The following is a 20,014-nucleotide window of genomic DNA, read 5'->3' on the forward strand; positions in this document are numbered from 1 at the left end:
TGCTCGTGGAGGATGAGGGTCTGGGCGTCCATCTGCTTGGCTCCACTGCCAATGCCGGGATCGGAGCGCCCTCTATAGCACGCCCGGCGCGCGGCATCTTATGGCACGGCGCGGGGCACCCATCGGGGCCCCGCCCGGCCTCGGCTCAGCTGCCGACCACTGGCGGCGCAGACGGCGCCTGCTGCCTAGCGAGCGCCTCCCTGGCCGCTAGGTCGCAATGACGGACGACGGGGTTGCCTTTCAGCGCACGGCAGCGGTCGTACACAGCCCCCGCGTCCCTGTGCTGGCCGGCCGCGGCCAGCAGGGCGATGCGCTGCGGATAGCGGCCTTCGGCGCCGCCGAACCTGCGATCCGCCTGGTCCAGCACCGCAAGCGCCTGAGTGAGCTTTCCGGCGAGGGCAAGCTGCTGCTGCAGCTTGGCGTAGACCTTCTCCTTTGCGGCCGGGCTGCGCAGGGCGACCTCGAGGTCCTTCATGGCGAGATCGGTCCTGCCCTGGGCGGCATGCAGCTGCGCCCGCTGGTACCGCAGCTCCGGGTCGCCCTCAAAGCCGCCCTTCATGGCCTCCTTCAGCAGCGCCTCGGCCTCGGCATGCTCGCCTCGGCCGATCAGGGTCTCGGCGCGCTGGGCCAGGACGCCGCGCGTGAGGACGCGCAGGCCGGCCCCCTGGTAAACCGCCGCTTGGTAGGGCTTCTCGTTCAGGGGCCGGCCGGCGGACTCGTAGAGCTCCTCGCGCATCACGTAGCTGTCGAGGTCGTCGAGGCGCCGCTGGGCCGAGTTGTGACCCTTGCCAACGAGCCCGACTAGCCGCTCGAGCACGAGCATCGGCCCTTCCTTCAGGCGCGCGAAGGCGGCGTTCATGCCGGCGTCGAACTGGCCAGACTCCATCAGCTCGGTGACCTGCCGGTCGAGCTGCTGCTGCTTCTCGCGCTCCTCCTCCTCCTGCTTCTTCTCGAAGTCCTGCATCCGCTCCATCACGGTCTGGTAGACCGAGTTGTTGTATCCCGCGAGGAGCAGGAGGTCGTGCCCCAGCAGGTCGGCCTCGTCCTCCTGCTGGCGGTCCCAGGACGGCTTCAGAACTTTCTTCTGAAGCTCCCTGTACGCGCCGTAGGCGAGGGCCACGCCCTGGGAGGCCTGCGCCTTGCCATCCGCGGCCTTCGCGAGTGCGGCGAGCGCGATGCCGGCCGCCCCGTCCTCGAGCGCGGCCTCGGCCTCGTGGTGGCGGTCGGCATCGAGGTGGTTGAGCAGGATGTGCGCGGCCTCGTGTGCGAGAATGAAGGCGAGCTCGTCCTCGCTCGTGCAGTTGACCAGCGTCCCCTGGTGAAGTTCCACGATATCGCCGGAATAGGCCTGGGCGCCGTAGCCGCTGTCGGTCGAGACGACCACCCTGATCCGCGGGGCCGCGTGCGGCCAGCCGCGCAGCAGGCGGGCCAGCACGCCCTCCGCATAGCGTTGGAGCGGCTCGGCGCCAGGCAGCTCCTCGAGCCCCCGGGGCAGTTCCACGCTGCCGTCAAGGCCGCGTGTGACCGCCGGACCCCTGCCGGCCAGCGTCTCGCCGAGCCGCGTGACCTGGTCCTGATCGGCGCTGGCGACGCGCCGCTTGTCGGCGACCTCGATGAACCGACCGGGGACGGCCTGATAGGTGCTCCGCCCCGTGATCTCCGCGGTCATGGCATCCATGGTCTTGCAGCCGGCCAGGGCCAGCGGCAGGGTCAGCGCAGCGAAGAGCGCGGCCCTCATTGCTGGCACCCGCTCAGGCCGCGCGACGACCTGGCGCGGCCCGCGTCCGTCTTCACCGCGGCCATGCGCTCTGCTGCCTGGCAGTCGGTTATGACGCCGGCACGCTCGGACGTCCTGACGTGGAACGGCGCCAGCCAGACCTCGCCCTGGGAGGTGGCGACCTTCACGCGCCGGGACCCGGTGTCGTAGCCGGCGGCCGGGAACGGCGCCTTGGGGAAGGCATCGAGGGGAAGCGCCCCGACCCGCTTGCCCGAGGCATCGAAAATCGCGACCTGACCGTCGGGCCCGGCCTTGATCGCCTCGACCGTAACCGGCGCCTGCGCGGCCACGGGGCCCGCGAGCGCGCACAGCAGCCCCATGGCGAGTATCGTCGTTCGAATCATCTCCTTACTCCTTTCTAAGTCGGAGTTGGCTGCGCAGACCCTCGACGCGCCTGCGCCAGTTCTCGGTGATCGCGTCCAGAAGCGGGTGGGACAGGACGATGCCGGCCAGCATCAGGCCCACCCAATTAACGGGCTCGAAGCGCTGCCATGCCGTCAGGAAGACAACGCAACCGAAGCCCAGCAGCCCGCCGGCCGCCGCCACGACGCATGCGACGGCCAGCCCCGTCAGGGGGCGCCAGCGGGAGACCAGCTTCGCGAGGCAGTGGCCCAGCGCCGCCATGACGCCCACGATCGCAAGCTCGATCGCGTCGTCGCTGCCGAGACCGCCGAACCAGCCATCCGGCCAGGTGCCCAGGAATCCGGCACCGCGCACGATGAGGTTGTCGAAGGCCATGGCGTGAAGCATTACGCCCGGCATGTCTCCGAACACGGGCGTGCCCGCGACGTCGTTCTGGCCCGCGAAAATGGCGCCGACCAGCACGACTCGCCCGGCCAGCAGGCGGCCGATCGCATCCGCATCGGCACCGGTCGCGTCCGGTTCCAGCAGCCACTCCGCCCGGATCACCGGATGGTAAGAGCAGCCGCGCGCGAACAGGATGTCCCCGGCCTTCTTCTCGGCCATCAGCACCGAACGCCGGAACTGCTGGACGATCGAGGCCGGGCTGTCGTCGGGGCACACGGACGGGAGTTTCGCATAGGCGGGATGGACCGATTCGGCTCCGCGCGGCCAGGCGGAGCCCCATTCGATCGTCAGGGTCATGCCCAGGAACGCGTCCGGATTGCCACGCGGGTCGTCGGCGCTGCCGCGGCAACCATCCGTCTTCCAGCAGTACCAGCGGTACAGCTCCAGGGCGGCTGCCGGGCGCAGGCCGGACGGCCAGTCCGCCTGGTCCGCGCCGGGGAGGCGGTCCGCCTGACGCGCGCAGGGCTCTTGGCGCCAGAGCTCGACGCGCCGGCCATCGTTGCGGATCAGAGGATGCGGCTCCGACCGGACCGCCTTGGCGATGTCCGGCAGGTTGACGACATTGACCTCCTGGCACGTCTCCGCGGTGCTGGCCGGCTCGGTCGCGGCAAGGAAGGTCGGCAGGTTGCCGAGGCTTGCCGCGAAGAACGCGATATCAGCGTCATCGCCGCGCCGGTCAATGAAGTTGAAGTCGAAGAAGACGGCTTCCGCCCCGATCGCCGTCAGCGCATCGCCGATCCGCGCATAGGTCGTGAAATCAGGAGGAAAGCGCTGCCCCAGCGCTCTCAGGCTCGTGTCGTCCATGAGGATGACCGCGATCTGCTCCTGGCCCGCGCGCGGATACCACGGGGCCATCAGCCGCTCGTAGACGTCGAGCGATGCATCCTCCGCAGCGTCCTTGACACCGAAGGGATTGATGATCGCGATCAGCACCGTGATGGCGATGGTCGGCAGCGCCGCGAGGAAGAGCTCGAGTGCCGCGGCCGCCGCGCCTGCCGCGCATGAGCCGCCGCGCCGCACCAGGGCGATCATTGCTGAACGGAGCTTCGGGACGTCGTCGGAAAGGACCATGGTAGCGGGGGCGTGCAATCCTGGGGTGTCGAGCCGGAGACGCACGCACGCTACAAATCCGAAGGGATTATGACAATCCGGATAAAATTTTGTGTTTTTAACGGGGTGGCAATCTTTTGGGACTCGCAGCTTGAGCTGGGTTCGGACGGCATGCCAAGTCCGGGGAGAAGAGGGCGTCCCGAATCCGCACGTGCGGCACCCTGCATCCGCTCCTATCAATTCCAGGTAATTTATAATACTTTTGTGCTAGGCGAGACCTTGCTGCGGAGGCGGCTATGAAGACGCATGCGATCGGTGCCACCCGGACCTTCGCCACGGTGCCCGTCGGATCGGTGTTCCTTCACATGGGGCGGGACGGCTATCCCGTGCTGTTCATGCGCTGCGAGGCGCCCTGGGAAGGGGCCGAGGGGCATTTCGCCGTCGAGTTGGACCCCAAAGGCCGGGATTTCCGCGGCGTTCCCGGCCGGCGCAGCATGAGCGCGCTGGGGACGGACAGCGTCTTCGAGCTCTTCGACGTGTACCTGAAGGTCGAGCTCGCCTCGATGCAAGCCAGCGATCGGCTCGTCCCCGGCATGGTCGCCTTCGTCGACTCCTCACCCTGCATCGTCGTCGCCTCCTCGCCCGTAGGCGAGTACCTCGTCGATGCCGAGACCGGCATCGCCTATGGTGAGCGTCCGGGCATCCCGCCGACCGCCTTCACCCGCTGGTCCGTGGCCCAGCGCGTCGGCGACGGCGAGGTGGTGCTGGCCTCCTTCGGCGGATAGGGGATCCGCCCAGGTTCGGCGAAGAGTCCGGCAAAGGGAGCGGCGAAGGGGCGTCGAAAGGCGCGCCGGACGGGGCTCCGCCGCCCCGTCCGGCACCGTGCGACCCTAGCCGCCGACCACCATGGCGGTGAAGGGATAGACATAGGCCTGCAGCATCACCAGCCCGCCGACCATGCAGGCCAGCACGATGGAGTGCCAGAACACGTAGCGCAGGATCTCGCCCTCGTGTCCGAACCAGCCGGTGGCCGTCGAGGCGACGACGATCGACTGGGCGTCGATCATCTTGCCCATCACGCCGCCGGTCGAGTTGGTGGCCGCCATCAGCGTCGGCGAAAGGCCGAGCTGCTCGGCCGTGATCCGCTGGAGGCCGCCGAACAGCACGTTGGAGGCCGTGTCGGACCCGGTCAGCGCCACGCCCAGCCAGCCCAGCAGCGCCGAGAAGAACGGGAACAGGAGCCCCGTGCCCGCGAAGGCGAGGCCCAGCGTCGCGTCGACGCCGGAGTAGCGCGTCAGCGTTCCCAGCGCCAGCATGGCGGCGATGGTGACCAGCGAATAGCGCACGACCCACAGCGTCTGCCCGTAGGCCCGCAGCAGCCGCGCCGGCGTGTAGCCCATCACGAAGCCGCTGACCAGGGCGGCGAGGAAGATGCCGGTGCCGGTCATGGTTAGGATGTTGAAGCCGAACACCGCCGCCTCGGGCGTCGGCCGCGCCACCACGGGCGGCACCTTCTGCACGAGGTTATGCAGGCCTTCCATGGTGAAGCGCGGGAAGAACAGCGGGTTCACGAGGTCCTTGAACGTCTGGGTGCCCCAGACGAAGACGAAGACGCAGAGGATGATCCACGGCACCCAGGCGCGGAGCACGGCGCCCGGCGCATGGCGCTGGAAGCCCGTGGGCGTGGCGGCTGCTCCGACCGAGGAGGGCTGCGGCCCCGCGCTGGGGTCGTGACGTCCGCGCAGCGCCGGGCTCGTCCACACCGTGCGCGGCTGCCAGACCCGCAGGAAGGCCACCAGGCACCCCATGGAGACCAGCGCCGCCACCACGTCCACCAGCCAAGGGCCGTGATAGTTCGACACCAGGAACTGTGGCACCGCGAAGGCGACGCCGCAGACCAGGATCGCCGGCCAGATCTGCAGCATGCCGCCGAAGCCCGCGAAGGCGCAAATCAGCCAGAACGGCACCAGCACCGAGAAGAAGGGAAGCTGGCGCCCCGCCATGGCGCCGAGCTCGAAGGCGTCGAGCCCCGTGACGGCCGCCAGCGTCATGATGGGCGTTCCAAGGGCTCCATAGGCCACGGGGGCCGTGTTGGCGATCAGCGACAGGCCCGAGGCCGCCAGCGGCGAGAAGCCGAGGCCGATCAGGATCGCGCCCGTCACCGCGACGGGCGTGCCGAACCCGGCTGCGCCCTCGAAGAAGGCGCCGAAGGCGAAGGCCACCAGGAGGAGCTGGAGCCGCCGGTCAGGCGTGATGCCCGCGATGGAATCCTGGAGGACCCTGAACGACCCGTTCTCCACCGTCAGCCGGTACAGGAAGATCACGTTCAGCACGATCCAGCCAATGGGGAACAGCCCCGTCAGCGCCCCCAGGATGGTCGCCTGGAAGGCCATCCCGGCCGGCATGGTGAAACCGAGGATCGCAACGGCCAGCGCGATCACCAGCGTGATCAGCGCCGCGAGATGCGCCTGCATGTGCGCGAATGCGATGAGACCGAGCAGCACGGCCACCGGCAGCGCCGCGAACAGCGTCGACAGCACCGAGCTGCCGAAGGGATCGTAGACCTGGCTCCACATTCCTGGATTCCGCCTCTCAAATGAACCGGCCGCGCCCGCCGCCCGCGATGCGCCGCCATCGCCCGATCCATTGCGATCACGGCGCCGGGTTCAAGGAAACTTGCGGATAGGGATGCATTAATCCGCAGCCTCAGCCGTTCGTTGGACGGCCCGGCAGGGCTGCAGCATTGGCATTCGGGGCGCGGCGGGGCGGCATCAGGTGCCGGTCAGCGGCATCAGCTCGATGGTCTGCCTGATGTCGTCCTTCGCCTCGGCATAGCCGACGGCATAGGCGGTGTTGAGTTGCTTGGCGAGCTTCAGCGCCTCGCGCTCCGTCAGTCCCGTTTCGAAGGGCGCGCCGCGACGGGTCACGACGGCCCAGCCGTCCCGCGCGAAATCCTCGACACCGTAATACTCGCCTGCTGATCGCTTCATCTCTGCGCCCGTTCTGGCCGCGCCCTTTCCCGGTCCGTCGCGGCCCTGGCGCGGCTGCACGAGCACGCGCCATGCCAGGGGCGCCGACGGCGGCTCCGCGCCGAAACATGCGGGTTCCGCGCGCCGTGCCGGCCGGCGGCTCAGCCTTTGGATCGAGGTCGGATCTGCCCACCGGCAAAGGCTGCCGGCGGGCCGCTCAACGGATCGGAAGCGTGTAGCGCGGCGGGATCGTGAATTCGCCGCGAAGCCCCGTGGGCAGCCAGTCGATGCGGGCGGTGCCGCCGAGCTGCTCGGGAACCTGGCGCTCGATCACGCGCGAGCCGAAGCTCCGCCCGAGCGGGGCCTTGACCGGCGGCCCTTTCGCCTCAGACCAGCGCAGGACGAGATCGCCCCGTCCCGGGGCCATGTCCCAGGAGACGTCGAGCGTGCCGCCTTCGACCGAAAGGGCTCCGTACTTGGTGGCGTTGGTCGCGAGCTCGTGCAGGACGATCACGATGGACTGCGCCGCGATCGGATCGAGGCGCACCGTGGGGCCGTCGATGCGGATCTGCACGGTGTCCGAGTGGAACGGCTCCATCTCGGACTGGACGAGGGTGCGCAGGTCGGTGCCCTTCCACTCGCTGGTGGCGACCTGGGTGTGCACCCGCGCCAGCGCCGCGATGCGGCCCTGCACGGCGGCAAGGTACTGCTCGATCGTGTCGGCCCTGGTCAGCCGCAGCATGGCCTGGGCGACGGCCAGCACGTTCTTGGCGCGGTGGTTGAGCTCGTTGCTCATGAGCTGGAGCTGCCGCTCGGTTCGCTTGCGCTCGCTGATGTCGCGCGCGATCTTGGAGGCGCCCACGATGGTGCCGGACTCGTCGCGCACGGGCGAGACCGTCAGCGAGATGTCCACCAGCGTCCCGTCCTTGCGCCGGCGTCGGGTCTCGAAATGGTCGATCTTCTCGCCGCGCCGGATCCGCTCCAGGATGCTGGGCATCTCGTCCTCGCACCCCGGCGCGGCGAGGACCGAGATGTGGTTGCCGATCATCTCCTCGGCGGTGTAGCCGAACAGGCGCTCGGCCGCGCCGTTCCAGCTCATCACGATGCCGTTCAGGTCCTTGCTGGCGATCGCGTCGTCGGAGGATTCGACGACGGCTGTCAGCCAGGCCTGCTGCACATGCCCGGAATTCGCCATCCTCACTTCTCCGCCGCTTGCGTCGGCGGCGACATGTTACAGAGGCGGCTGCCCGGGCGCCGATAAGCCAATCGAGCTATGACCTCCGCCCAGGAGCGCGGCCGGGTGCGCCGCTTCCTCATGCCGAAGCCCGACGGGGTGGCTTCCCGTCCGCACGGATCTCGTGCCAGGACTGCCGGATGATCTGCACGGCGCCGGTCGTCGCGAGATAGGCGAGGATCGCCGCCACCACGAGGTCCGGCCAGCCGGTGCCTGTCCCGAAGACGCCCGCGGCGGCCAGCACGACGGCGAGATTGCCGATCGCGTCGTTGCGCGAGCAGATCCAGACCGAGCGCATGTTCGCATCGCCCCGACGCCAGGCGAAGAGCATCGCGGCAACGCCCAGGTTCGCCGCCAGCGCGAGGATGCCCACGACGCCCATGACCGGCGCATCCGGCACCGTCGCATGGATGGCGTTGTACGCGGTCTCGCCGGCGACCCACAGCCCGATCGCGCCGAGCGAGACGCCCTTCAGCAACGCGGCGCGGGACCGGAGGGCGAGCGTTCGGCCGAGCACGTACAGGCTGACGGCGTAGTTCGACGCATCGGCCAGGAAGTCCATGGCGTCGGCCTTCAGCGCGACGGAGCCCGCGGCCGCGCCGGCAACGACCTCGACCGCGAACATGGCCGCGTTCACCAGCAGGGCGAGCACCAGCACCCGCCGGTAGGCCGGGTCCGGAGCCGGCGCTCCCGCGGGGCAGCCATGGCTGCAGCAGCCCGCGTCCATGGCCGCCCTCAGGCGGGGCTGCGCCCGAGGGCGATGCCGAGCACCACCCTGAACGGCGCGAGGAAGAGCACCGCGAGCGCGAGCTTCACGCCGAGGTCGCCCAGCATCATGGAGAGCACCGGCAGGCCGGTTCCGGCGAAGGCGAGGCCGAAGAAGATGACGGTGTCGAGGGCCGATCCGACGGACGAGGAGACGAGCGGCGCCCGCCACCAAGCGCCGTCGCGGTAGCGCTGGAACACCGCGATGTCGAGGAGCTGCCCGCTGATGAAGGCCGCTCCCGAGGCGAGGGCGATGCGCGGCTCCGACAGCAGGGCCGAGAGTGCCACCGCCGCTGCAAAGCCGATCCAGGCCACGCGCCGGGCTCGGGCCGGGCCCGCAAGGCGCGTCGTCAGATCCGTGACCAGGAAGCTCGCGGGATAGGTGAAGGCGCCGTAGGTCAGGAAGTCGTTGATCGGGTACTGGACCAGGATGTTGGAGGCCGTCACGACGAGGATCATCGCCGCGACCGCCAGCCACAAGCCTCCATCCGACGAGCGTTGGTCACGCATGCCCTTCTCCAGCGCCTGCCTGGGCCGTGACGCCGCGGCAGGCCGAACCGTGGCACGCCCCGGCCCGAGCGGCAAGCGGTGATGGGGGTGCCGGCCGGCGCGCAACGCGCCCGGGCGGCCGCGCCGACGCCGGGCACGGACTGCGATCCGGGCAGCTGGCTTCATGGATCATTAACCAAGACGGGTGAGCCTTGCGCCACTGCTTCACCAGGGTGGACCGATGACCGTCACGCTGCTCTCCGCCGATGCCGACGCGCCGGACCGCGAATGGCGCACGCTGCGCAGCGAGGTCGTCTACGACAACCCCTGGATCAGCGTCCGCCACGAGCAGGTCGTCGCGCCCTCGGGTGCCAGCGGCATCTACGGCGTGATTCACCGCAAGAGCCTGGGCATCCTGGTCCTGCCCATCGACGGGCGCGGCCGCGTCACGCTGATCGGGCAGCACCGCCACCCCATCGGCCGCTATTCCTGGGAGCTGCCGTCCGGCGGCAGCGACCCCGGTGAGGCGCCGGCCGTGACTGCGCGCCGCGAGCTCGCCGAGGAGACCGGCCTCCTGGCCCGCCACGTGATCGAGCTCTTCCGCTGCGACGATGCGACGGGGTTCACCGACGGCCGGACCCTCGGCTTCCTTGCCTGGGGGCTGGAGGAGGGAGAGCCGCGTCCCGATGGGACCGAGGTGCTGGACGTGCGGCGCGTGCCGTTCCGCGTGGCCCTGGATCTCGCCTGCAATGGCGGGATCAGCCATGCCCAGAGCCAGATCGCGCTGCTGAAGGCGCGGCTGATGGCCGTGCGCGGCGAGCTGCCGGAGGAGCTGGCGGCGCTGATCCTGGCGGAAGCCGCCTGAGCCCCGCCGCGGTAAGGTCCTCGCCTCAGCCGCCGTCGTCGGCGGCGATCAGTTGTTCCAGCGCCAGCGCCTCGGCGGGCAGGTGCATGCTGCGGACCATGCGCATCAGTCTGAACCGGTCCGGGAGCTCCACCGGCTCGAAGCCACTCAGCCTGGCGTAGTCGTAGTCCGTGCGGTCGATCACCAGTGCGACGCGGTTGCGCGCGAGATAGCCGGGCAGCACCTCGGCCTGGCGCGGCAGGACCTCGCGCAGGTAGCGGGCATCGTTGACGAGCCCGTCGAGGTTGATCAGCCGCCGCTCGCCGTAATAGCCCAGCAGGCCCGCATTCCAGGCGGCCGCGACGATGTCGCGGTCGAGGTCCTCCGCGATCCAGCGTGCGATCTCGAGCCGCTCCTCCTGAAGGGCCACCATCCACCGGGTGGCAGGGTTGGTTGCCGCCGTCGCCAGGTTCTCGCGCGACAGGGTCCAGGCCGACATGGCCGCGATCCCAGCCGCCATGCAGGCAGCCACGGGGCGCGGCCAGGCGGGCGCCGGCACCGGCGCGACGGCCGGCGCGGCAGCATCGCGGAGCGGCTTCTCGGTGGCGAGCCACGCCACCCGATGGATCAGCAGTCCCGTCGCAAGGATCACCTGGAGCACATAGGGCGAGGTGTACCAGACCATGTAGGCGGGATAGCTGGCGACGTAGAGCAGATGGGGCAGGGTGACCAGCGCCAGCAGTCCGCACAGGCCGGGCAGGGGCGCCATTGCGGCCCGCCAGCGCCGGCCGCTGCCGTCGGCGCTCCGCCGCCGCTCCAGGAGCAGCCACCCGGCAAGCAGCGGCAGGCCCAGGGCGGCCGCCAGCACCAGCCCCTCGACGGCGACGGGCTGGCGTTTCTGGACCGCCCGCGCCGCCTCGGCCACCTCGTTGAGGAAGGGATTCGTCAGCTTCAGGACCTGCGCGAGGACCTCGGGCAGGTTCGCCGCGAAGCCCTCGTTGAACATGGACTGCTTCACCAGCCCCGAGACCGGCAGCAGGGTTCCCCCCATGTGCTGGAAGGCCGCGAGCATGGTGAGCGCCATGGCTCCGGCAAGGGCGGTCGAGGCGAGCACGGGCGGCCAGTGCCAGGTCCGGGTTCCGCCGGCATAGATCCAAATCAGAACGAGGTAGAGCGGGGCCGCGAAGATGGCCGTGTCGATCCGTGTCCAGACCGACAGGGCAAGCAGGAACGTAACCGCGCCGAAGTCGCGCCCGGTCATCGCGGATCGCCGGGCACGCTGCATCGCCTGGAGCAGGGTGGCCGCCAGGCAGGCCAGGATCAGCAGATGGAGCGAGGCCTCCATTCCGTTCAGGTAGGCCGTGCCCGAGACGTTCACATAGAGCAGCGCGGCGGAGAGCGCGAGACCCAGCCCCGGTCTCGCGAGAAGACGGCCGATCCGCCAGAGCGGATAGTGAACGGCCGCATTCAGCAGAATCACCGCAACCATCACCGCGATGGTCATGTCGGTCTTCGTCGGTGCGAAGGCCGCGATGTCGAGTATCACCAGGAACCATAGCAACTGGACGCCATTGGTGGCGTGGATGCCGTCGAACGTGAAGAACCCATATTCGAAGAAGTTCCAAGCTATGTTCATATAATAAAATACATCATCGAAGAATAGGTGCGTAGATATGTAATCCGCATCAAGACCAGAAATGAGGTACTGGCAAACAATCTGCGTTGCCACTATTAACAAGACGCAGGGCGCATAAAAAGCCTTTCGGTCTTGCATGATGTCTTCCATATTTGAAATTAAATATTATTGATATATTCGCAATGACCAGCGTTCCTGTGGAACGCGGCGCGTTATACTGGGCGGAATTCACGGCAGCCGAAACGCACGGAGTCGGTCAGGGTTGCTGATGCTGTTGGTAATCTTATTTCGTCAGATCATGCTGAATGGTGCTTTTCCGCGCCGGGTGGTTAATCCGATCGGGATGCGCGGTCGGTGCGGCTCACCTTCTTCCATCTTGGGACTGGCCCCGGAGCACGGATAGGTTCGGGACTGAACCCGCACGGCGGGCGCCGCCGCTGCAAGGCTTTTTCCGCAATGCGCTTCATCGATGTCGAGGACGCGAAGAGCCGGACCTGGGACGTCGTGATCGCAGGCACCAGCTTCGCCGCCATGTTCTTCGCGCGCGGCCTCAGCGATCCCGGCTCGGTCCTGTTCATCGAGAAGGGCCGCATGCGCGATCACGCTGAGCAGGTCGCCAGCCGGCGCGTCGGGCCGCTGGAGAGCTTCCGGAAGGACCATCGCGCTGCGCACCCCAAGATCTGGACGGCGCACACCATGTTCGGAGGCAACTCCAACTGCTGGTGGGGTTGCACGCCGCGCTTCCATCCCGACGATTTCCGGCTGCGCACGCTGCACGGCGTCGGCACCGACTGGCCGCTCTCCTACGACGAGCTCGAAGAGGCCTATTGCGAGGTCGAGGAGGTGATGGACATCGCGGGCGGCGGCTCGGACCATCTGCTGCCCCGCAGCCGCCCCTTTCCGAGCCCCGCCCACGCCCCCGCGCTGTCCGACCTGCTGCTGCGTGCCGGGAGCCGCGACTGGTTCGCCCAGCCGACGGCGCGCAGCAGCGGAACGCGCCGCCCGCAGTGCTGCGCGAACGGCGTCTGCACCCTTTGCCCGATCGATTCCAAGTTCACCATCCTGAACGGCCTCGACCAATTCGACAGGGACGGGCTGCATTGCGTGACGGGAGCCGAGCTGCGCGCGATCCGGACCGAAGGCGGGACCGCGCGGACGGCCCTTGTTCGCACGGCCGACGGACGGGAGCACGAGATCGGCGGCCAGCTCTTCGCCCTGGGCGCCAACGCGATCTTCAACGCGGCGATCCTGCTCCGGTCCGGGCTGTCGAACCCGCATCTCGGGGCCGGCATCCACGAGCAGGCGAGCCAGAACGCGATGGTCGACGTCTGGCAGGAGAACTATTACGGCGGCACCTCGATCACGGGGCACGGCTATGCGCTTTACCCCGGGGTCGACCGAGGCGAGGCTGCCGCCGTGCTGCTGGAGAACTACAATTCCCCGCCCGAGCTCCGCAGCGAGCCCGGCCGATGGACGCACCGCCTGCGCGTGAAGCTGATCGCCGAGGACCTGCCGCGCCCCGAGAACCGGGTGACGCTCGCCGACGACGAGCCCTCGATCACCTGGCACGGTCATTCCGACTACGCCCATGCGGGCCTGGCCCGTGCGCGGGCGAAGCTCCCGGGTCTCATGCCCTTTCCCGTGGAACGCATCCGCTTCACGGAGTTGGCGAAGACCGAAGGGCACATCCAGGGCACGACCCGCATGGGCCGGACGGAGAGCGAGGGCGTCGTGGACCGGAACCTCACCACATTCGCGGTGCGCAACCTGCTGGCGCTCGGAGCCGGGGCCTTTCCGACCTGCTCGCCCGCGAACCCCACGCTGACGCTGAGCGCGCTGTCGCTGCTGGCAGGGCGGGCGCTGTCATGAGGGTCCGGATCTCGCGCAGGGGGCTGCTTGCCGGTGGGATCGCCTGCGGCGCACTGGCCGCGGTGCCGCTGGCGCGCGAGGGGACGGTGGAGCATGGCCTCGCGCTGATCCGGCGCCAGTTCGGCCCCGGAGTGGCGGCGGACCCGGCGGTCGTCACGTTCCTCGAGGATTATGCCCGTCTGCGCATCGCGAAGCGGGGTCTGCAGGGGACGCTGATCGAAACCTATCTCGACTACGGCGGCGATCGGCTCGGCCTGATGTCGCGCCGCATCGAGGCGCTGGACGACGACATCGTGCAGTACTTCGTCCTCTCGACCAACATCCTCCAGGTCGTCCGGACCGGCGCAAGGCTCGACTACGCCGGGTTCTACGATCCCTACGACCGGCCCTGCGCGAACCCGCTCAGCGCCTTCCACCGGGATCTCGCCTGAAGCGGCTCGTCCGAACGGCTTGGGGGTGTCTGCCACCCTCGGCGGCAGTGGCGCTCAGTCCGGGCTAGTCCGGCGGCGCTTCCCGCCCGCGGCTTGAACAGGTGAGCGACGGCCGTGTCCCCGTCATGCTGCGATGCAGGCGGAAAGAGCCGACGAGCCCGGTATGATCATCGACGCGCGCACATTGCCCGACGGAACCCTGGTCGAGGCCGACATCTGCATTGTCGGCGCCGGCGCGGCCGGCATCACCCTCGCCAACGAGCTCGTCCGCAAGGGTATCTCAGTCGCCCTGCTGGAAAGCGGCGGCCTCGATTTCGATGCCGATGTCCAGGCCCTGTGCGAGGCCGAGGAGAAGGGCGTCCGGGCCGATTTCGACTTCGCGCGGCTGCGCCAGTTCGGCGGATCCACGGGACATTGGGGCGGCAACTGCGCCCCCTTCTCCCCGCATGAGCTCTCCCCCCGGGCCTGGGTGCCGGACAGCGGCTGGCCCATCTCCGCGGAGGAGTTCGGCCGCTACTTCCAGAGGGCCGCGGCCTATTGCGAACTCGGGTCCAGCAACTACGACGCCGAGGCCTGGGCGCGCTCCTCCGAGGAGTTCCGCTCCGTGAAGCTGCCGCTCGACGCGGCCGCGCTGAACCACAAGGTGTTCCTGCGCAGCCCGCCGACGCGCTTCGGGGAGGTCCACCGTGCGGCGCTGGAGGAGCCCGGCAGCCCGGCCAGGGTGTTTCTGCACGCCCATGTGCTCGAGATCGAGACCGACGCGGACGGAAGGACGGTTACCGGCCTGCGCGCAACCGATCTCGCCGGCCACAGGCACCGTTTCAAGGCCGGCACCTACGTCCTGGCGGCCGGCCCAGAGAACGCCCGCCTGATGCTGCTCTCGAACCGGGCGCGGCCTGCGGGGCTCGGCAACGGCCATGACAATGTCGGCCGTTATTTCATGGGGCATCCGCGGATCTATACCGGGCAGATGATCCTCGACGCACCGCCCGAGGTGGGACTCTTCTACGACGCAGTCCGCTGGCGCAGCGAGAAGACCGGCCGCGACGTCGATTTCTATGTCGGGGTGCAGCCGTCGCCCGCCGTGCAGGAGCGCGAGGGAATCCTGAACTGCACGGTCTTCTTCGAGCCGCATGTGGAAGGGAAGCGGGACGAGGGATACGGCACGCTGCGCCAGATGGCCCGGCGTCTGCGGCGTGGCGAGATGCCGCCCCAGCTCGCCCATGACCTGGGCGTGGTCGTGGGCGAGGTCGACCGGATCGGCTACGTGCTGTACCGACGCTTCGCCGGCGGGTCGGGATCCGGCCCGGTGACCGTGAACCTGCGCTGGTTCTGCGAGCAGGCGCCGAACCGCGACAGCCGTCTGCTGCTGTCCAGCGCGGTCGACCCGCTCGGCCAGCGCAAGCTGCGGCTCGACTGGTCCGCCAGCGAGATCGACATGCTGACGGTCATCCGGATGCAGGAGCTGATGGCGCGCGAGTTCGGGCGGCTCGGCATCGGGCGCCTCAAGGCCGAGTTCACCTCCCTCGACCAGCCATGGCCGGGCGCGAACCTGCAGGCCCATTTCATGGGCGGTACCCGCATGCACGAGGACCCGCGGCTCGGCGTGGTCGATCCCGACTGCCGCGTTCACGGGATGGCGAACCTTTTCGTGACCGGCGGCTCTGTCTTCCCGACATCGGGATCGACCATGCCGACGGCGAACATGGTGGCGCTGGCGATCCGGCTTGCGGACCACCTGATGGCGCGTTCCTGACGCTGGAGCCTCGGAGCGGCGTGCCGCCGCGGGGATCGAATGCGGCGTGCCGCCGCGGGGCGCGTCAGCGCTCCCGCGCAGGGGGCGCGGCCGGCTCCTCGCCACCCCGGACGAGCAGGCGCCCTTCGGTCTTCAGGACCGTCAGCAGCGCCAGCGCACCCATCGCCGCGAATCCCACGACGAGCGGCCGGACCGTGTCGTCGAAGGCCTGGCCGACCGCCCAGCCGACCAGCGCGCCGAAGGCGGTGGTGTAGAAGCCGATGAAGGAGGACGCCATCCCCGCGACTCGGCCCAGCGGCTCCATGGCAAGCGCGTTGAAGTTGGGCGCGATCAGGCCAAAGCAGAAGAAGACGATCCCGAGGAACGCGCCCAGGAGCCAGAGCGGCGGGTGGGTCGGGAAGCCCAGCAGGGCCATGGCGAGGCCGGCCGCGACGTAGCCGGCCAGCGCCAGATGGGAGACGCGGCGCATGCCGAGCCGCACCACCAGGCGCGCGTTGACGAGCGAGGCCAGCGCCATGGTGACGGCGATCGCGCCGAACATGACGGCGAACATGGAACCGAGCCCGTAGACGTCCACGAAGATCTGCTGCGCGCTGCCGACGTAGCTCAGCAGGCCGCCGAACAGGAACCCCATGGCCACCGTGTAGCCGAGCGTCCGGCGCGTCGTGACGACCTTCAGGAAGGCGCCGGTCAGGGCGGCGCCCGACAGCGGCAGCCGGTCGGCGGCCGGGCGCGTCTCGGGCAGGCGCAGGGCCGACCACAGCAGTGCCGCGGCCGCCGTCAGAAGCAGGAAGCCGAAGATCCACGGCCATGGCCCGAACTGGAGGATCGCCTCGCCCAGCGCCGGGGCCAGGACCGGCACGATGATGAAGACCATCATGACGAAGGACATCACCCGTGCCATGTCGCGCCCGGCGAAGCAGTCGCGCACGATCGCGATCGCGACGATGCGCGGTGCGGCGGCGCCGAACCCCTGCAGCGCCCGCGCCGCCAGGAGCCCCGTGAAGCCCGTGGCGAGCGCCGAGCCGACCGCCCCGATCGAGAAGATCAGCAGCCCCAGGATGAGCACGGGCTTGCGCCCGAACCGGTCCGACAGCGGCCCATGGAAGGGCTGCCCGACGGCGAAGCCGATCATGTAGGTCGTGACCACGAGCTGGCGGTCGTTGGGCCGGGCCACGGCGAAGCTGTGGGCGATGTCGGGCAGCGCCACCAGCATGATGTCGATCGACAGCGCCGTGATCGCCATCATCAGGGCGATCAGGCCGACGAATTCGACGAAATGGATCTCGCCCGCCCGTCCGGCGGCGCGGGACAGCGGGGCTTCGGGTTGATCTCGCATGCGCGAATGTGGTTCCAAGCGGATGGGAAGGGCAAGGGCGCGGCGCGCCGCCCACCCATGCCGTGCGGCGATGGCTCGGTCAGAAGAGCCCGCGGCTGCGCAGGCGCCTCAGGGTCACCACGCCGCCCAGCACCGGCATCTCGACGCGGGCCGTGTCGGCATCGAGCAGGGTCACGTCGAGCGCGAGCCCAGGGCCCTCGGCGGGCACCACACGGACGAGACCGTCCTCGACCGTGTATTCGACCGGCTGCGTCACGCCCATCGCCGTCATGCTGCCGCGGCGGAACTCATAGGTTCCCAGGCTGACGCCGGGAAGCGCGGCGGCGGTGGCGTTCCAGCGGCCGATCAGCGGGTTTCCAGCGTCGAGCCCCGCGCAGCCGGCGAGCATCACGGTTCCGAGGAGCGCCGCGCGCACGGCTACGCCCATTTGCCCGCGGCTGCGCATGGCGAGCGGCTGCCGGCTCATGATTTCAGCCCGGTGAACGGGTGATCGTCTTGATGGGGCCGCGCGGATTGCCGGACATCTCGGCGATCTTGCGGTCCTGCGCCTCGATGAAGGCGCGCGCGGCGGCTTCCGGGTCGGGCGCGTCCAGCTCGGCGCTTGGGACGCGGCGGTTGGAACTGCGCGCGCCGTCCTGGTAGACGACGTCGAACAGGACGAAGCCGCTATCGGTGTTCTGCTTCTTGATTTTGCGAGCCATGGGGCGTTCCGGATGCGCTTCGACGGTTTGGAAATGCAAAGGGGCACCAGTCTCCTGGTGCCCCGTACCGACTGTCGGCCTGTGGCTCAGGCCGCTTTCAGGTTCTCGGCCGAGGTCTTGCCGCGCTTGGGATCGCGCTGCTCCTCATAGGAGATCTTCTGGCCTTCGACCAGGCCGCGCAGGCCTGCGCGCTCCACCGCCGAGATGTGGACGAAGACGTCGGGACCACCGGTGTCGGGCTGGATGAAGCCGAAGCCCTTGGTGGCGTTGAACCATTTCACGGTGCCGACGGGCATCGCGTCCTCCTTTGCTTGGAAGGGGTGCCTTCCTTTCCGGACGGCACCCTGGGTGGCATCCGGAACACAAAGCGATCGGTGCCACGGGATGCGGCTCCGGCCGAGAAGAAGCCGAATGATGGTTCCGAGATGGGGGAAACGGCGTATCTATGCAAGGGAAAACCCTCGCCGCGTCGGTGGCCCTAGGCCGAAGGTGCAGCAGGAAGCGATGCCGCGGTCCGAGCCTGTGCCGCTGCGGCGTCTCGGCCGAAAGGATGAAATGTCGCGGAAATGTCGTGCATCACGACAAAGTTGCATAATATTGTAAGCATCTCGATCGGAGGCACCGGCCACCGGAACGGTGCGAACTGAGGAGGCGAGACACGCGATGTCGGAACGGGCCCGGTTTCTGGCCTTCGCCTTCGCCAACGCCGACGTGCTGATCGAGGCGGATGTCGAGGGGCGGATCACCTTCGCGGCCGGGGCGCTGGAGGCGTTGCTGTGCGCCGGACAGTCCGACCTGCTGGGCCGCCATCTGCATGACCTCGTCGGGCCGCAGGACCGCGGCCTCGTCAGGCGGCTGGTTCGCAACCTCACGCCCAATGCACGCCTGCGTCCGCGCGAGCTCCAGCTCCCCAGCCCCGACGGCGGGGTGCCGGTAACGCTCGCGGGGTTCCGGCTTGCCGGAAGCGTCCTGCGCAACCTGACCCTGACCCGGTCGGAGCGCCCGGGAAAGCTCGCCCGCGGGGTACAGGACGCTGAGACGGGCCTGGCGACGGCGGAGACCTTCGAGCTGCGGCTCGGGGCACGCTACGGCGTCGAGCCCGGGCCTGGCGAAAGGCTGACGCTGCTGAAGCTGGACGGGCTCGCGGCGGTGCGCTCGCGTCTTGGCGCCGAGGCTACGGGGCGCCTGCTCGAGGAGGTCGGGGCTCTTCTGCGCGAGCATGCCGTGGAGGATGAGCTGGCGGGAAGGCTCGCCGACGACCGCTTTGGCCTCGTGCACGGGCAAGCGGTCACCGCCGGGCGGATCGAGGCCGACCTTGCCGAGGCAGTCCGCGCGGAACGCATCGACGGGATAGAGGCGCAGGCCTCGACCGTGGAGCTGAACGCCCCCGACATCGCCGTCGAGGATGCCGGGCGTGTCCTGCTGTTCGCGGTGCGCCGCTTCGCCGAGGTCGGCGGGACGGCCATTGGCGACCTCAAGGGCGGCCTGCGCAGCCTCGTGGAGGACACGGTCTCTCGGGTGTCGGGTCTGCGCAGCACACTGCTGGACGGCCGGGTCGCACTGCAGTTTCAGCCCGTCGTCACGCTGCGGGACCGCTCGCTTCACCATTTCGAGGCGCTGTCGCGCTTTCCCGCGGGCGCCCCCGGGCCGACGGTCGCCTTCGCCGAGCAGGTCGGCATGGCGCCGGACCTGGACCTGCATGTCTGCCGGAAGGCACTCGACGTGCTTGCCGCCAATGCGGGGCGGGTGGGGGCGGGCATCGCCGTTAACATGTCAGCGGAATCCCTTGGCAGCGATCTCTTCATCGAGACGTTCCGGCGCCTGTCGCTGAATGCCGGCGAGCTCCGCCGCTCTCTGATGATCGAGATCACGGAATCGAGCTCGATCCCGAACCTCGAGCGCGCCGCGCGGGTGATCGCGACGCTGCGCGCCGACGGCCATCGGGTCTGTCTGGACGATTTCGGTGCCGGGGCGGCCTCGTTCCCGTATCTCCAGGCCCTGGAGATCGACTTCGTGAAGATCGACGGCATCTATGTCGACCGCCTCGGGCACGGTGCCCGGGACGACACGATCCTGCGCTCCATGATCGGGCTTTGCCACCAGCTCGGCGCGAAGGTCGTGGCCGAGCGCGTCGAGGAGGGCTCGCAGGCAGAGCAGCTCGCATCCTGGGGCGTCGAGCTGGCGCAGGGCTATCTTTTCGGCCGCCCGGCGGACGCCCCGGTCTATGCGCCGCCCCCGCTCGCCCCCGCGCGTGCGGCAAGGCGCCGCGGTACGCGCGAGGGCTGGGGCTGATTCCGCCGGGCGGGCGGCCCTTCGGCGATCCCGGCTGTTGGAACAGGGCCGCGGG

19 protein-coding genes are annotated in these 20,014 nt (G+C 69.3%); 6 read left to right on the forward strand and 13 right to left on the reverse strand.

The window, feature by feature from the left end; translation table 11 throughout:
• Positions 1 to 145: 145 nt before the first annotated feature.
• From JUB13_RS13290 to JUB13_RS13300, 3 genes are read right to left on the reverse strand one after another with little or no spacing between them, the layout of a single operon-like run.
• Entirely contained in the window at positions 146 to 1,738 is a 1,593-nt protein-coding gene (locus JUB13_RS13290; RefSeq protein WP_207479626.1) for a M48 family metalloprotease, read from the reverse strand.
• Positions 1,735 to 2,121, reverse strand: a complete 387-nt coding sequence (locus tag JUB13_RS13295) for a hypothetical protein (protein WP_207479628.1) — start codon at positions 2,119 to 2,121, stop codon at positions 1,735 to 1,737. Before JUB13_RS13295 ends, JUB13_RS13290 begins: the two co-directional genes overlap by 4 nt.
• A gap of 4 nt (positions 2,122 to 2,125) precedes the next feature.
• A complete protein-coding gene (locus tag JUB13_RS13300; protein WP_207479630.1) occupies positions 2,126 to 3,616 on the reverse strand; it encodes a CHASE2 domain-containing protein in 1,491 nt (496 codons plus the stop codon).
• Positions 3,617 to 3,930: 314 nt separating this feature from the next.
• Here JUB13_RS13300 and JUB13_RS13305 point away from each other — a divergent pair, with 314 nt between their 5' ends.
• Positions 3,931 to 4,419, forward strand: coding sequence for a hypothetical protein (locus JUB13_RS13305; RefSeq protein WP_207479632.1), 489 nt, complete (start codon positions 3,931 to 3,933; stop codon positions 4,417 to 4,419).
• Between the two features lie 105 nt (positions 4,420 to 4,524).
• Here the strand turns inward: JUB13_RS13305 and JUB13_RS13310 are convergent, their stop codons facing one another.
• The 5 genes from JUB13_RS13310 to JUB13_RS13330 form a co-directional block, all read right to left on the reverse strand.
• Entirely contained in the window at positions 4,525 to 6,210 is a 1,686-nt protein-coding gene (locus tag JUB13_RS13310) for an L-lactate permease (RefSeq protein ID WP_207479634.1), read from the reverse strand.
• A gap of 195 nt (positions 6,211 to 6,405) precedes the next feature.
• Entirely contained in the window at positions 6,406 to 6,624 is a 219-nt protein-coding gene (locus tag JUB13_RS13315) for a hypothetical protein (protein WP_207479636.1), read from the reverse strand.
• Between the two features lie 196 nt (positions 6,625 to 6,820).
• Positions 6,821 to 7,798, reverse strand: coding sequence for a PAS domain S-box protein (locus tag JUB13_RS13320; protein ID WP_207479638.1), 978 nt, complete (start codon positions 7,796 to 7,798; stop codon positions 6,821 to 6,823).
• A gap of 118 nt (positions 7,799 to 7,916) precedes the next feature.
• The gene (locus JUB13_RS13325) at positions 7,917 to 8,564 is read right to left on the reverse strand and encodes a cation transporter (protein ID WP_207479640.1); all 648 of its coding nucleotides are present in this window, start codon (positions 8,562 to 8,564) and stop codon (positions 7,917 to 7,919) included.
• A gap of 8 nt (positions 8,565 to 8,572) precedes the next feature.
• Positions 8,573 to 9,112 (reverse strand): VUT family protein, encoded by a 540-nt coding sequence (locus JUB13_RS13330; RefSeq protein ID WP_207479641.1) that lies wholly within the window; start codon positions 9,110 to 9,112, stop codon positions 8,573 to 8,575.
• Positions 9,113 to 9,332: 220 nt separating this feature from the next.
• On the opposite strand from JUB13_RS13330, the gene JUB13_RS13335 reads away from it, so the two are divergent.
• Positions 9,333 to 9,956, forward strand: a complete 624-nt coding sequence (locus JUB13_RS13335) for an NUDIX domain-containing protein (RefSeq protein WP_207479643.1) — start codon at positions 9,333 to 9,335, stop codon at positions 9,954 to 9,956.
• 25 nt (positions 9,957 to 9,981) lie between these two features.
• Here the strand turns inward: JUB13_RS13335 and JUB13_RS13340 are convergent, their stop codons facing one another.
• Positions 9,982 to 11,571 (reverse strand): hypothetical protein, encoded by a 1,590-nt coding sequence (locus JUB13_RS13340; protein ID WP_207479645.1) that lies wholly within the window; start codon positions 11,569 to 11,571, stop codon positions 9,982 to 9,984.
• A 456-nt stretch (positions 11,572 to 12,027) separates the two neighbouring features.
• On the opposite strand from JUB13_RS13340, the gene JUB13_RS13345 reads away from it, so the two are divergent.
• The 3 genes from JUB13_RS13345 to JUB13_RS13355 all read left to right on the forward strand — a co-directional run bounded on the left by JUB13_RS13345 (position 12,028) and on the right by JUB13_RS13355 (position 15,627).
• Positions 12,028 to 13,440 carry a GMC oxidoreductase gene (locus JUB13_RS13345; protein WP_207479647.1) on the forward strand — a complete coding sequence of 471 codons (1,413 nt, stop codon included), beginning with the start codon at positions 12,028 to 12,030 and terminating at the stop codon, positions 13,438 to 13,440.
• The gene (locus JUB13_RS13350) at positions 13,437 to 13,871 is read left to right on the forward strand and encodes a hypothetical protein (protein ID WP_207479649.1); all 435 of its coding nucleotides are present in this window, start codon (positions 13,437 to 13,439) and stop codon (positions 13,869 to 13,871) included. Before JUB13_RS13345 ends, JUB13_RS13350 begins: the two co-directional genes overlap by 4 nt.
• A 163-nt stretch (positions 13,872 to 14,034) precedes the next feature.
• Positions 14,035 to 15,627: a GMC oxidoreductase gene (locus JUB13_RS13355; protein WP_207479651.1), complete on the forward strand. Its 1,593-nt coding sequence runs from the start codon at positions 14,035 to 14,037 to the stop codon at positions 15,625 to 15,627.
• Positions 15,628 to 15,691: 64 nt separating this feature from the next.
• On the opposite strand, the gene JUB13_RS13360 is transcribed toward JUB13_RS13355, so the two are convergent.
• From JUB13_RS13360 to JUB13_RS13375, 4 genes are all read right to left on the reverse strand, one after another.
• Entirely contained in the window at positions 15,692 to 16,966 is a 1,275-nt protein-coding gene (locus tag JUB13_RS13360) for a multidrug effflux MFS transporter (RefSeq protein WP_207479653.1), read from the reverse strand.
• A gap of 79 nt (positions 16,967 to 17,045) precedes the next feature.
• Entirely contained in the window at positions 17,046 to 17,432 is a 387-nt protein-coding gene (locus JUB13_RS13365) for a hypothetical protein (protein ID WP_207479654.1), read from the reverse strand.
• 4 nt (positions 17,433 to 17,436) lie between these two features.
• The gene (locus tag JUB13_RS13370) at positions 17,437 to 17,706 is read right to left on the reverse strand and encodes a hypothetical protein (protein WP_328702932.1); all 270 of its coding nucleotides are present in this window, start codon (positions 17,704 to 17,706) and stop codon (positions 17,437 to 17,439) included.
• A gap of 47 nt (positions 17,707 to 17,753) precedes the next feature.
• Entirely contained in the window at positions 17,754 to 17,963 is a 210-nt protein-coding gene (locus tag JUB13_RS13375) for a cold-shock protein (RefSeq protein ID WP_207479655.1), read from the reverse strand.
• Between the two features lie 367 nt (positions 17,964 to 18,330).
• On the opposite strand from JUB13_RS13375, the gene JUB13_RS13380 reads away from it, so the two are divergent.
• Positions 18,331 to 19,959: an EAL domain-containing protein gene (locus tag JUB13_RS13380; RefSeq protein WP_207479657.1), complete on the forward strand. Its 1,629-nt coding sequence runs from the start codon at positions 18,331 to 18,333 to the stop codon at positions 19,957 to 19,959.
• The last annotated feature ends 55 nt before the right edge of the window (positions 19,960 to 20,014 follow it).

The organism is Arenibaculum pallidiluteum (genome assembly GCF_017355985.1).
Lineage (GTDB): Bacteria > Pseudomonadota > Alphaproteobacteria > Azospirillales > Azospirillaceae > Arenibaculum > Arenibaculum pallidiluteum.

What these genes read in the sequence shown, in the direction of transcription:
- JUB13_RS13290 (WP_207479626.1), bottom strand. Translation starts at nt 1,738, where the DNA reads ATGAGGGCCGCGCTCTTCGCTGCGCTGACCCTGCCGCTGGCCCTGGCC.
- JUB13_RS13295 (WP_207479628.1), bottom strand. Translation starts at nt 2,121, where the DNA reads ATGATTCGAACGACGATACTCGCCATGGGGCTGCTGTGCGCGCTCGCG.
- JUB13_RS13300 (WP_207479630.1), bottom strand. Translation starts at nt 3,616, where the DNA reads ATGATCGCCCTGGTGCGGCGCGGCGGCTCATGCGCGGCAGGCGCGGCG.
- JUB13_RS13305 (WP_207479632.1), top strand. Translation starts at nt 3,931, where the DNA reads ATGAAGACGCATGCGATCGGTGCCACCCGGACCTTCGCCACGGTGCCC.
- JUB13_RS13310 (WP_207479634.1), bottom strand. Translation starts at nt 6,210, where the DNA reads ATGTGGAGCCAGGTCTACGATCCCTTCGGCAGCTCGGTGCTGTCGACG.
- JUB13_RS13315 (WP_207479636.1), bottom strand. Translation starts at nt 6,624, where the DNA reads ATGAAGCGATCAGCAGGCGAGTATTACGGTGTCGAGGATTTCGCGCGG.
- JUB13_RS13320 (WP_207479638.1), bottom strand. Translation starts at nt 7,798, where the DNA reads ATGGCGAATTCCGGGCATGTGCAGCAGGCCTGGCTGACAGCCGTCGTC.
- JUB13_RS13325 (WP_207479640.1), bottom strand. Translation starts at nt 8,564, where the DNA reads ATGGACGCGGGCTGCTGCAGCCATGGCTGCCCCGCGGGAGCGCCGGCT.
- JUB13_RS13330 (WP_207479641.1), bottom strand. Translation starts at nt 9,112, where the DNA reads ATGCGTGACCAACGCTCGTCGGATGGAGGCTTGTGGCTGGCGGTCGCG.
- JUB13_RS13335 (WP_207479643.1), top strand. Translation starts at nt 9,333, where the DNA reads ATGACCGTCACGCTGCTCTCCGCCGATGCCGACGCGCCGGACCGCGAA.
- JUB13_RS13340 (WP_207479645.1), bottom strand. Translation starts at nt 11,571, where the DNA reads ATGAACATAGCTTGGAACTTCTTCGAATATGGGTTCTTCACGTTCGAC.
- JUB13_RS13345 (WP_207479647.1), top strand. Translation starts at nt 12,028, where the DNA reads ATGCGCTTCATCGATGTCGAGGACGCGAAGAGCCGGACCTGGGACGTC.
- JUB13_RS13350 (WP_207479649.1), top strand. Translation starts at nt 13,437, where the DNA reads ATGAGGGTCCGGATCTCGCGCAGGGGGCTGCTTGCCGGTGGGATCGCC.
- JUB13_RS13355 (WP_207479651.1), top strand. Translation starts at nt 14,035, where the DNA reads ATGATCATCGACGCGCGCACATTGCCCGACGGAACCCTGGTCGAGGCC.
- JUB13_RS13360 (WP_207479653.1), bottom strand. Translation starts at nt 16,966, where the DNA reads ATGCGAGATCAACCCGAAGCCCCGCTGTCCCGCGCCGCCGGACGGGCG.
- JUB13_RS13365 (WP_207479654.1), bottom strand. Translation starts at nt 17,432, where the DNA reads ATGAGCCGGCAGCCGCTCGCCATGCGCAGCCGCGGGCAAATGGGCGTA.
- JUB13_RS13375 (WP_207479655.1), bottom strand. Translation starts at nt 17,963, where the DNA reads ATGCCCGTCGGCACCGTGAAATGGTTCAACGCCACCAAGGGCTTCGGC.
- JUB13_RS13380 (WP_207479657.1), top strand. Translation starts at nt 18,331, where the DNA reads ATGTCGGAACGGGCCCGGTTTCTGGCCTTCGCCTTCGCCAACGCCGAC.